The 12119-nt window shown below is 30.8% G+C and carries 12 protein-coding genes and 2 rRNA genes (1 of these 14 only partly in view); 3 read left to right on the forward strand and 11 right to left on the reverse strand.

The features are described from left to right. The 3 genes from Q4512_RS09460 to Q4512_RS09470 all read left to right on the forward strand — a co-directional run. Window positions 1-101, forward strand: a 23S ribosomal RNA gene (locus tag Q4512_RS09460); it begins 2720 nt to the left of the window's first position. 137 nt (window positions 102-238) lie between these two features. Then, a 5S ribosomal RNA gene (rrf, locus tag Q4512_RS09465) occupies window positions 239-345 on the forward strand. 127 nt (window positions 346-472) lie between these two features. Beyond that, the gene (locus tag Q4512_RS09470; RefSeq protein WP_303424038.1) at window positions 473-973 is read left to right on the forward strand and encodes a hypothetical protein; all 501 of its coding nucleotides are present in this window, start codon (window positions 473-475) and stop codon (window positions 971-973) included. Here the strand turns inward: Q4512_RS09470 and Q4512_RS09475 are convergent, their stop codons facing one another. From Q4512_RS09475 to Q4512_RS09525, 11 genes are all read right to left on the reverse strand, one after another. Then, window positions 974-1207, reverse strand: a complete 234-nt coding sequence (locus Q4512_RS09475) for a DUF6095 family protein (protein WP_303424039.1) — start codon at window positions 1205-1207, stop codon at window positions 974-976. Next, window positions 1194-2015: an N-acetylmuramic acid 6-phosphate etherase gene (gene murQ / locus Q4512_RS09480; protein ID WP_303424040.1), complete on the reverse strand. Its 822-nt coding sequence runs from the start codon at window positions 2013-2015 to the stop codon at window positions 1194-1196. The genes Q4512_RS09475 and murQ overlap by 14 nt, the downstream gene beginning before the upstream one ends. 130 nt (window positions 2016-2145) lie before the next feature. Then, window positions 2146-2961: a DUF4249 domain-containing protein gene (locus Q4512_RS09485; protein WP_303424041.1), complete on the reverse strand. Its 816-nt coding sequence runs from the start codon at window positions 2959-2961 to the stop codon at window positions 2146-2148. 4 nt (window positions 2962-2965) lie between these two features. Next, the gene (locus Q4512_RS09490; RefSeq protein ID WP_303424042.1) at window positions 2966-5341 is read right to left on the reverse strand and encodes a TonB-dependent receptor; all 2376 of its coding nucleotides are present in this window, start codon (window positions 5339-5341) and stop codon (window positions 2966-2968) included. A 70-nt stretch (window positions 5342-5411) separates the two neighbouring features. Then, the gene (locus Q4512_RS09495) at window positions 5412-7640 is read right to left on the reverse strand and encodes an NADP-dependent isocitrate dehydrogenase (RefSeq protein WP_303424043.1); all 2229 of its coding nucleotides are present in this window, start codon (window positions 7638-7640) and stop codon (window positions 5412-5414) included. Between the two features lie 149 nt (window positions 7641-7789). Next, on the reverse strand, window positions 7790-8362 hold the full coding sequence (locus Q4512_RS09500) for a pentapeptide repeat-containing protein (protein WP_303424044.1): 573 nt from the start codon (window positions 8360-8362) through the stop codon (window positions 7790-7792). Between the two features lie 697 nt (window positions 8363-9059). Continuing rightward, on the reverse strand, window positions 9060-9413 hold the full coding sequence (rplS, locus tag Q4512_RS09505; protein ID WP_303424045.1) for a 50S ribosomal protein L19: 354 nt from the start codon (window positions 9411-9413) through the stop codon (window positions 9060-9062). Between the two features lie 317 nt (window positions 9414-9730). Continuing rightward, window positions 9731-10210, reverse strand: coding sequence for a GyrI-like domain-containing protein (locus Q4512_RS09510; protein ID WP_303424046.1), 480 nt, complete (start codon window positions 10208-10210; stop codon window positions 9731-9733). A gap of 25 nt (window positions 10211-10235) precedes the next feature. Continuing rightward, entirely contained in the window at window positions 10236-10913 is a 678-nt protein-coding gene (trmD, locus tag Q4512_RS09515; protein ID WP_303424047.1) for a tRNA (guanosine(37)-N1)-methyltransferase TrmD, read from the reverse strand. Window positions 10914-10966: 53 nt separating this feature from the next. Then, window positions 10967-11410 (reverse strand): GNAT family N-acetyltransferase, encoded by a 444-nt coding sequence (locus Q4512_RS09520; protein ID WP_303424048.1) that lies wholly within the window; start codon window positions 11408-11410, stop codon window positions 10967-10969. 75 nt (window positions 11411-11485) lie between these two features. Then, the gene (locus tag Q4512_RS09525; protein WP_303424049.1) at window positions 11486-12115 is read right to left on the reverse strand and encodes a tRNA (guanine-N1)-methyltransferase; all 630 of its coding nucleotides are present in this window, start codon (window positions 12113-12115) and stop codon (window positions 11486-11488) included. Window positions 12116-12119: the final 4 nt, after the last annotated feature.

The following is a 12119-nucleotide window of genomic DNA, read 5'->3' on the forward strand; positions in this document are numbered from 1 at the left end:
TTCTTTAAAGGGTCGTAGGAGATGACTACGTTGATAGGTCATAGGTGTAAAGGCAGTAATGTCATAGCCGAGTGATACTAATAACCCATAGGCTTATTGTACGCCTGTTTTTTATAAAGTTCCATACAATTATTATAAACAATCATGTTATTTTTTCAATATGTTAAGATATTTATCTTTCAATATGCTTTTAAAGCTTATAAGAAAGAGATCCCGTAACAAATGCGGGACTAAAGCTTAAGGTGATTATAGCGATGGGGCTCACCTCTTACCATTCCGAACAGAGAAGTTAAGCCCATTTGCGCCGATGGTACTACATTGTGGAAGAGTAGGTCGTCGCCTTTTTTAAACCCTTCAATATTTATTTATTGAAGGGTTTTTTTTATATACTATAATTTGTAAGGCTACTTGGATTATAAGACTAAATATAAATAAATTTTAATATTAAAATTATTTAGTTAAATTAGTCTTTATGGATATAGTTATCAAATCTACCTTAAATACGCTTAGTAAATCCCAAGTTTTATTATCTAAACTATCGAATGATCAACTTGGAGATATTTCAGTACCTCCATATTTTTCTAGTGTTGGCTCGCATATAAGACATATTCTAGATTTTTATAACTGTATTTTTAGTGAAGTTAATAGAGAAATAGATTTAACAGCCAGAAATAGAAATGTTGATGTGGAAACGTGTTGTGATACTGCAACTTGTTATTTAAACACTTTAATAGAAAAGGTTAGTAAGCTAAAAGGGACAGAAATAAACAGAGAAGTTTTTGTTATAGATGATTTAGGTATGGGAAAAACAAAATTGAATTATACGTTCTCTGCAATCCTAGCTCAAGCTAATAGCCATACTATTCACCATTATGCAATAATAAGTTATATTTTGGATCGAATTGATGTAGAAATTGAAGATGAAACATTTGGTTATAACCCTACTACTCCAAGACAAATAATTTTGAAATAACTATTTTTTTTTAAACATACTATTCATAATAGTGTTTAAGCCTTTAAAGGCAAAAAATATTGCAGAAGCACAAATAATAATTCCTAAAATTATAAGTGGAATATATAAAGGTTTATCTTCATTGGTAAAAGCGACATAGAGTAGTGAAGGTCCAAGAAACATGCAAATAAGAGTTATTCCCATTGTCTTGATTCCTTTTACAAGAATATCTTTATCTGTTTTATTCGTTTCCATCTTTGTAATTTTTAATAGCAGCTCTTACACTTTTATGTTTGTTTAATAACTTGGAGGCTAATCCCTTAGTAATATTTAATTCTTGTTTTATCATTCTAATACCTCTGTCTACAAGTTTATTATTACTTAATTGCATATCTACCATTTTATTTCCTTTGACATGGCCTAATTGAATCATAGTACTTGTCGTAATCATGTTTAAAACCAGTTTTTGTGCTGTACCTGCCTTCATTCTAGAACTGCCGGTTACAAATTCTGGACCTACAATTACTTCAATTGGAAATTTTGCTGTTTTAGATAAAGGACTGTCTTGATTACATGTTATACAACCTGTAATTATATTATTTTGATTGCATTTTTCTAGAGCAGCTATTACGTAAGGAGTAGTTCCTGATGCTGCAATGCCAATAGCAACATCTTTGTCACTAATATTATATTCTTGTAAATCTTTCCAACCTAGGTTTGTAGAATCTTCTGCAAACTCTACAGCGCTTCTAATTGCTGTATCACCTCCAGCAATGATGCCAATAACTAAATCGTGTGATACACCAAATGTTGGTGGGCATTCGCTTGCATCTAAAATTCCTAATCGTCCACTTGTTCCTGCTCCTAAATAAAATAAACGTCCTCCAGATTTTAATTTTTCTACAATTTTAGATACTAATTTTTCTATTTGAGGTAATGCTTTATCTACAGCTAATGGTACTGTTTTGTCCTCTTTATTTATGTTTTGAAGCAATTCGTTAATAGTCATCTTTTCTAGATGATTATAGTTTGAATCTTGTTCTGTGGTTTTAATGAATGTCATTTTGTAAAAATACGAATTTTGTTTTGCGTTAGTGATGGAAACGGCATCCTTTTGTTTTTTTACAAAAGATATAGTGTACAGCACGACCTTGCAAAACCATAAAGTTTTGTAAGGTAACGCCCAAATTAATTTATTGGATAGTATACTGTATTTCGGCAACTTCGGAAAGCCTAAAATAACCAAACGGAAAATTTTCTGGATTGGTTAGGTTAATGCAATTACCGCGAACGGTTGCTGGTTGGGTTTCAAAAGGACCTCCACCATCATCGCTGGTTTGTTGCAAGAGTAAAAACATGAATTCGTAAAAACGTTCTGAAACTCCAAAATGTTTAGCTGTTATAGTATCTCCAGGCTCTAGGTCTTCTTCTATATATAGGCCAAAAATTTGATTACCGTTAATAAATTCGTCGGTAAGCGTATCTAATACTGGGGAATCCTCTATGCTTGACACATATTCGAAAAAATAATAATTTTCTTGTTCTGCTGGATCTGTAAAATAGACTTTTATTTCTGTTTCTTCACCAGTAAAACCACCATTGAGTTCTTGCTCTACGAAATCAATTTCACTAACCGATTTTAATGTTTCGGTTGCGTTATATACTTCATCATTGTAAATAATGGTTAGATTATAAACACCGTTAATTTCTGGAATAAATGTATTGTTTTGGTAAATTCCTGTTTGACCATCTTCCACAAAATCAAATGTATTATTATTTAAATCAGTAATACTTACTTGAGCATTATTTGCTGGTGGAATTAGGTCTTCATAAAAATCGGCAGATAAAGTAAGTTTTATGGATTGTTCATTTCCTGGGGTATCTTTTAACCAATTTATAGATGCATCTATAACTAACTTTGGGGATTCGGTAGGTACGTTTATATCTATGACATCTTCACAAGAGAATGTAAAAACACATAGTAATATTAGTATTATAACTTGCTTCATTTTCTTAAAATTTAAAATTATAGGATACAGAAGGAATGATACCAAAAATAGAGAGTTTAACAGCTTCGTTTGTTCCTGTATCGGAGTTTTCTCTAAAGCTTATGGATGCTGCATTACGTCTGTTATACATATTATAAACACCAAAAACCCAATAACTTTGTAATCCTTTTTTCTTGTCTGGTTTTCGTGTGTAATTTGCTGAGATATCTAAACGATGATAGCTAGGTAGTCTGTATTCGTTTCTATTGGTATAACTCGGTATGGTTAAATCATTATATTCGTATTGTCCGTTAGGATAGGTTACTGGTTGTCCAGATTGAAATATAAAGTTGGCATTAAAGGTCCATTTTTTATTTAGATCATAGCTAGCTGTAACAGAAATATCGTGTGTTTTATCGTAAGGCGTATTGTACCAATCTCCATTATTTATTCCGGTTTCTATTGCTGTTCTGCCAGGTGTTTGCTGTTCGGATTTAGAAAGAGTATAAGCAAACCAACCTTTAAAACGACCTTCATTTTTTCGGAATAAAATTTCTAAACCATAAGCTCTTGCTCTTCCGTTTAAAATAATTTGTTCGATAGCATCATTCGCAATTAAATTTGCACCATCTATATAATCTATTCTGTTTTTTATTTTTTTATAAAAGGATTCCACTTCTAGGGAATAAGTTCTGTCTTTAAAATTTTTAAAATAACCAATAGCAACTTGATCTAAAATTTGTGGTTTTGCATACTGTCCGCTTGGTGTCCAAACATCTAATGGTGTAGGAGAACTAGTGTTAGAAAGTAAATGTAAATACTGACTTAGTTTGTTATAACTAGCTTTTATAGAAGAATTTTCATTTAATTGATAGGCTAATGCAAGTCTTGGTTCTAGATTGCCGAATGATTTTAGAACTTCACTTCTACTGTAGGATTCGGTGTCTATAGGATCTGCTTTTTCATAAATTTGAAGTGCTTCGTTAAAAATAATAGGGTTATCATTTTCGTAAATATTTAATTCTTTTTGACCTAAACGTAAAAAGGAACTATAACGCAAACCGTAAGAGGCGGTTAATTTTTTGGTTAATTTATGTTCGGCATCGATATAAACCGCATTTTCAAAAGCATATTTATCTATTAATTTTCTAGGGTTTATTCCTGAAGTTTCACTAGAAGGTTCAATCTCACCAGGATTAAATTTATGGTAGATACTGTTTAAACCATATTGTAATTTTATTTTATCGTTTAAGTAATGTTTTAAGTCGTATTTAAAATTGAAGTTTCTAATACCAGAATTCCAATTAAACTCAATGAAATCTAAATTTAGTCCATAGTAATAATCGGAATATATTAATGACATATTGGAAAATAATTTATCAGAAAATAAATGATTCCATCTAAAGTTTAAAACGGAATTACCATAGGTATTTTTAAAACTTTCGCTAATGCTAAATACATCTCTGCCAAAGTAACCGGATAAATATACATTATTGTTTTTATTGATTTTATAGCTTATTTTGGTGTTTAAATCATAGAAATATGCTTTGCTATCTATATCGAAAAGTGGGAGAAATAAATGCGCATAAGACGATCTTCCTCCTAAAAGAAAAGAGGCTTTATCTTTTTTAATTGGACCTTCTAATAAAAGTCTACTGGAAACAATACCAATACCACCATTAGCATGAAAACCATTACTGTTTCCTTCTTTTTGATAGATATCTAAAACGGAAGAAACACGTCCTCCATAACGAGCAGGAATACCTCCTTTGTATAGTTTTAAATCTTTGATAGCATCTGGGTTGAATACCGAAAAGAAACCAAATAAATGGGAAGAGTTGTAGATAGTAGCTTCGTCTAGTAAAATTAAATTTTGGTCAGCGGCACCACCACGAACATTAAAGCCTGAAGCACCTTCGCCAGCAGTAGTAACACCTGGGAGCATAGTTATAGCTTTTATAACATCTGGTTCGCCAAGTATGGCAGGAATTTGTTTAATGGTACTTGAAGAGAGTGCATTGACACTCATTTGTGGCTTTTTAATATTTAATCTCTCTACATTTTCTTTAATTACAACTTCTTCTAGATTTTGAGTAGCTTCTTCTAAATAGTAATTTTTTGTAATGTCTTGCGAAAGGTTAATTGTTTCGACAACATCTGCAAAACCAATATAACTAATAATTATTTTGTAGTCTCCTTTTGGTACTGTAATAGAGTAAAAACCATATTCATTTGTTGTTGTTCCTGTTTGTAATTCTGGGATGATGATGTTTACGCTAATAAGTGTTTCATTACTTACTGCCTCTTGAATAGTACCGCTTAAAGTGACTTTTTCTTGCGCAATTATGGAGGATACATTAAAACAAAAGAATAGAAGTAAATTAATTATTTTCTTTGACATGTATTAATAATTTTGAATTAAATGTATAAAAAAAGCTCCTAGAAAGGAGCTTTTTTAGATTAATTTTGAATTATTTTATTGTATTTAAAATAGTATTAAAGGTATTACTTGGCTTCATTGCTTTACTAGTTAAAGTATCATTTGGCTCATAATAACCTTCTATATTTACAGGTTTTCCTTGTACTTCATTTAGCTCATTTACAATAACGCTTTCGTTTTCGCTTAAAGATTTTGCAATAGGAGTAAAGGTTTCTTTTAAATCGGCATCTTTATCTTGATTCGCTAAAGCTTCTGCCCAGTACATTGCTAAATAAAAATGGCTTCCTCTGTTATCTAATTCGTTAACTTTTCGAGAAGGGCCTTTTTTATTTTCTAATAATTTTTCGGTAGCATCATCTAAAGTAGCCCCTAAAACTTTAGCTCTTTCATTGCTATTTGTTTCTCCTAGGTGTTCTAAAGAAACTGCAAGTGCTAAAAATTCACCTAAAGAATCCCAACGTAAATGGTTTTCTTCTACAAATTGTTGTACGTGTTTTGGTGCAGAACCTCCAGCTCCAGTTTCAAATAAACCGCCACCATTCATTAAAGGAACAATAGAAAGCATTTTAGCAGAAGTACCTAATTCTAAAATAGGAAATAAATCTGTTAAGTAATCTCGTAAAACGTTTCCAGAAACTGAAATAGTGTCTTTACCATCTTTAATTCTTTCTAATGTAAAATTAGTTGCAGCAATTGGATCAAGAATTCTAATATCTAAGTTAGAAGTATCATGATCTAAAAGGTAAGTGTTTACTTTTTTAATTAATTCGGCATCATGCGCTCTTTTTTTATCTAGCCAAAAAACAGCAGGAGTTTGAGATGCTTTAGCACGTGTAACTGCTAATTTTACCCAATCTTGAATTGGCGCATCCTTTACTTGACACATTCTCCAGATATCTCCAGCTTCTACTTTATGATTTAAAAGAACAGTTCCTGAAGCGTCAATTACTTCAACTTTCCCATCACTTTCTATTTCGAAAGTCTTATCGTGAGAGCCGTATTCTTCTGCTTTTTGGGCCATTAGTCCAACATTAGGAACAGTTCCCATGGTAGTAGGATCGAAAGCACCATGTTTTTTACAAAAATCAATAGTAGCAATATACATTCCTGCATAACTACTATCTGGAATTACTGCTTTTGTGTCTTGTTGTTTTCCTTCTGCATTCCACATTTGCCCAGAAGTACGAATCATTGCTGGCATGGATGCATCAATAATAACATCACTTGGTACATGTAGATTTGTAATACCTCTATCGCTATTAACCATAGCTAAATCGGCACTATGATCTAACGCATAACGTATATCTTCTCTAATCTCGTCACGTTTGGTTTCAGGTAATTCACTTAATTTATCTAGTAAGTTTCCAAAACCATTATTAACATCTACACCAATTTTATCGAATGTATTACCATGTTTTTCAAATAAGTCACTAAAGAAAACTCGTACTGCATGACCAAATATAATTGGATCACTAACTTTCATCATTGTTGCTTTCATGTGTAATGAAAACAATACGCTTTTGTCTAAAGCATCTTCAACTTGTTCTTCTAAAAAAGCAATTAAGGCTTTTTTGCTCATTATTGTTGCATCAATAATTTCTCCTTTAAGTAGATCTAAACCTTCTTTTAAGTTGGTTTGATTTCCTTTACTATCTGTATGAACAATTTTTATAGTTGTAGCATCTGCTAATGTTATTGATTTTTCATTATGTGCAAAATCACCATGTGTCATCGTTGCCACATGTGTTTTTGAATCTTTACTCCAAGCTCCCATAGAATGTGGGTTCTTTTTTGCATAATTTTTAACTGCTTTAGGTGCACGACGATCGGAGTTTCCTTCACGTAATACCGGATTTACAGCACTACCTTTTACTTTATCGTAACGAGATTTTATATTTTTTTCTTCAGCATTTTCTGCTTCATCTGGATAGTTAGGTAAAGCGTATCCTTTCTCTTGTAATTCAGAAATTGCAGCTTTTAATTGTGGTACAGAGGCACTAATATTAGGAAGTTTAATAATATTAGCTTCAGGTTTTTTTACTAATTCTCCTAATTCTGCTAATGTATCATTAACACGTTGATCTTCTGGTAATAAATCTGAAAAAGCAGCTAATATTCTGGCAGCTAGTGATATATCTCTGGTTTCTACTTTTACTCCTGCAGAGTTTGTAAAAGCTTGAACTATTGGTAAAAAAGAATGTGTCGCTAACGCAGGAGCTTCATCAGTCTTCGTGTAAATTATTGTAGAAATTTTTGTCATGTTTATTTTGTTTGCGGAATTTAATAGTGCTTAAAATTTAAGCTTAGCAAATATACAAAAAAGCACTAGTTAATCGAAATAAGTATAGTTTTGATACATCATATTTAAGAAGATTTTAATAAAAGAGAATTATTATTACGAAATATGTTTTATTCCACCTTAATTCTGTACATACTTAAAAGGCCCAATAATCCATTTTTACTAAATTTTGCAGCTTTTATTTTGTTTTTTTCTGGATGGATGGTATAATTTTTTGCAGTTGTAAAATCTGCCTTTTCAAGGTTTGAGTTGTCAAAGATGGCTTCCAATAAATTACAGCTAGAGAATTTAGCATTCGTTAGGTTTGTTTCTGTAAAATCAACAGATTCTAGATTACAAGTATTAAAAAAAGTATTTTTAATATCTAATAAATAAAAGGAAGATAGACTTAAATTACAATCTTTAAAATTTAGTTCTAGTAGAAAGGAATTACATTCGTTAAAAGGAAAGCCAATCATTTTACAATTAATAAAGTTTATATCTTTAAATGTTACTCCCTTAACTTTAACGTTACTTAAATTACAATCTATAAATTCACATTCTAAAAACGAATTGTTTGTTAAGTAGCTATTAGTAAAAATACAATTTATAAAGGTACAATTATCGTACTCGGCTTTTGCTAATTCTGTAGTAGTATAATCTTTATTTTTGTAAGTTATATCGTTTATAAAAGGAAGGTTCATTTAAAAATATAATAAGGATTGTTTTTGTAAATGTATAGAAAGCATATATAACACAAAAGCCATATCACATAGAATTTAATCTAGTGGGATATGGCTTTCTTTGAAATAGTTAGGCATGATCCATTTAACATTGATTTAAAATTTTCATATTAAAACAATTATGGTTTCAAGTTTCACTATATCAATAAACATTTTATGTTGTAACTTTCAAAATGTATTGACTTGTTACTAAAATGTTTCTGTTAATTGTTTTTCTTGATATTTATTTTTTTTGTTTCACTTTCGTGATACATTTCTATTAAATATTACTTTTTTTAATAGTTTTCACTTTCGTGTCAACTACTTATTAAAGCTTTCCATTTTACTAGTTACTATCTGCCTAAGCATATACTACTTTTTAAAACTTCATGATTTTTCAGTGAATCACATTTACACATGTTACTTTAAAACCTCAAAAAACAATTAAATAAAGAACGTTTCTCTATAGAATTTCAATTTTCATTCTCTTTAACAAGAAACTCACAGTTGTGATTTGTAATTCTTTAGCTAATATACAACAAGAACTTAAAACAACAAACGCTTCAAGGTGTTAGTTATCAACGTTTTGTAAACAAGAGTTATTAACTTTTGTTGATAACATGGAGACGAAAAAAAGCCCTGATTTCTCAGGGCTTTTAAAAATAATATTAAACGTTTATTAAGAACGTCTCTTTTCTGTAATTCTAGCTTTCTTACCAGTAAGACCTCTAAAGTAGAAGATACGTGCTCTACGTACTTTACCTCTTTTGTTTACTTCTACTTTTTGTAAAGCAGGTAAGTTTACAGGGAAAATACGTTCTACACCAACAGTTCCAGACATTTTTCTAATAGTAAATGTCTCTGATGATCCAGTTCCTCTGCGTTGTAAAACAACACCTCTAAAGAACTGTGTACGTACTTTTTCTCCTTCTCTAATTTCGTAATACACTGTAATAGTGTCTCCAGCTCCAAACTCTGGAAAGTCTTTTCTTGTTACAAACTCGTCTTGTACAAATTTTATTAAAGATTCCATCTTTATTAATTTTTATTAGTTATTTCAAGGCAACATTCGCGATTCTCGCCAGAGGTTAGCTCAAAAGTGGTGCAAATATAGATATAAAAATACAATTACCAAGCAACAAAATAAAAAATAAATAAACTTTTTAAACTTATGAATTATAAGGGTTTGGGCGTTACTTTTTGTAAGTATATTTAGGTGCTCAATACACAATAGCAACACAAAAAGTCAGGCTTTCCAGGCTCGCTTTTTTTTTAAAAATAACAAAAAAGAGCTCAAACAACCTTTCAATCCTTAACGCAGCAATCTGTTTCTAACTTATATATTGTTTATTATTTTTGCTTTATAGGTAGGTATACATCTTCTTCAGATGCTGGTGAATCATGAATATATTTCTGTCCTAGTACATTAAAATGAAGCCTGTTATCTAGTGCATATTCCGAACTTGGTAACCATTCGGTAAAAATGTATTGCATCATTTTAGAAAAATCTTTTGCTAATCCTTTATAGGTAAAAACAGCATATAAACCACTAGCTATAGTTATACTTTGCATGCCTTCAGGAATGTTCTCTGTATTTTCAACTTCTAAAGTTGCCCATTTTTTAAAGTTATTATTAGGGTTAAAATTTTTAAAATAATCCACATTATATTCTGTTACTTCGTATATATCTGAACCAATAGTAGTTTTTATTAAGTTTCTATTTGGCATAAAACCAGAAAACAATTCGAAAGTTTTGTTATCTATTAAAGACATTTTAACAGCTTTTCCAACTAATTTTTTTTCAGATACAGTCTCTATTCTTGGTAGCATATGTGGATTTTAAAATGGTTTTTAATTAATCGTCTAATAAATCAGGTCTTCTATCTTTAGTACGTTGATAAGCTTGTTCTTCACGCCATTTTTCTATTTTAGCATGGTTACCGCTAAATAACAATTCTGGTACTTGCCATCCTTTGTATTCTCTTGGTTTTGTATAAATGGGTGGCGCTAGTAAATTGTCTTGAAAAGAGTCTGTTAACGCAGAAGTTTCGTTTCCTAAAACACCTGGAATTAATCGTATTATCGCATCGCATAGCACAGCTGCCCCAAGTTCTCCACCAGATAAAACATAATCTCCAATAGAGATTTCTTTGGTAATAAATTGATCGCGAACGCGTTGGTCTACACCTTTGTAATGTCCGCATAGAATAATAATATTTTCTTTTAAAGAAAGATGATTTGCCATTCCTTGGTTTAGGGTTTCTCCATCTGGAGTCATGTATATCACTTCTTCGTATTGACGTTCTTCTTTTAATCTAGTAATACATTTATCTATGGGTTCAATCATCATGACCATTCCTGCACCACCACCAAATTGAGTATCGTCTATAGATTTGTAATTGTCTGTGGTATAATCACGTAAATTATGAAAGTGTACTTCTACCAAATCCGCTTCAATGGCACGTTTAAGTATAGAAGCACTAAATGGGCTTTCTAATAATTCTGGTAAAACGGTTATAATATCAATTCTCATGCGTATTTTTTATAAGTTGCAAAGATGCAAAGAATATGATGAAAAATAAAGGATTAAACTTTGGAGTTTTTCCAAAAGAAATGCAAATCGGAATCTGGTTTAAAACCTAATCGTTTGTAAAGGTTTTGCGCAGGATTATTTGCAGCAGTTTGAATAGCTAAACCTTTGTTGTTTTCTTGTTGACATAAAACCTTTGCTTGATTAATAAGTGCTTCTCCAATACCAAGGTTTCTATATGCTGCATCTATATATAAATCATTTAGTAAGTACATTTCACGCATAGAAACTGAAGAATACAAAGGGTATAACTGCGTGAAACCAACAGCCTTTTCTTTTAAATAAGCTATAAAGATTACAGCGTCTTTATTTTCTATACGTTTCTTTAAAAATGCTTTTGCAGCTTCAGGATTTGATGCTTGTTTATAAAAAATTCGGTAATTATTGAAAAGAGGTGTTAACGCTTCTATATGATCTATTGTTGCAGTAATTATATTCATAAAAAAAATCTGTAATGTGAAATTACAGATTTTTTAATTATTTCAAGATTCCCTTGAGGTATTATTTTATAAAGATTAGCTATTATTTTTTTGTTTGTTTAATTCGTCTTGCAGTTGACGTCTAACTTTTTGCTCACGTTCTAAAGCTATTTTTCTGTGTTCTTCAAACTCTTCTTCTATTTCGGATAAAGATTTATTTGCTTCTCGAGTTATTGCATTACTGTTTTTAAATTTGTAGATAAAAAATAGTAAAAAGGCTAATAGAGCTCCAATAATAGACCACATTAAAACGTTATATCCAGATTTGCTCATTTGGATTCCAAATAAAGACATGCTATCTTTTTCTTGATTAGTTTGCTCTAAAGTACCTTGCGTATTTGTTAAACTTGCTTTTAAAGTAGCAATTTCTTTTGCTTGACTATTTACTACAGCTTGCGTTTTGGTTAAGTTTTTATGCACCGTTTTTAAAGAGTCAATAGTGTGCGCTCTTAAAGTGAGTAGCATACTTCGTTTAACAGCTTCATAAGGTTGTCCATTAGTACCTTTAAAATTTCCAGACTTTCTTAAAATATATTCAAATTGATTATCTATTGTGCCACTATTTAATGAAAGGTTGTCTTCTTCTTCCGCATTATTTGTTTGTGCATTAATAGTAGTACAGAATAAAGATATGGATAGAATTATAAGAAATTTAAAAGAATTCATTTAG

The organism is Oceanihabitans sp. 2_MG-2023, assembly GCF_030547245.1.
Taxonomy (GTDB): domain Bacteria; phylum Bacteroidota; class Bacteroidia; order Flavobacteriales; family Flavobacteriaceae; genus Oceanihabitans.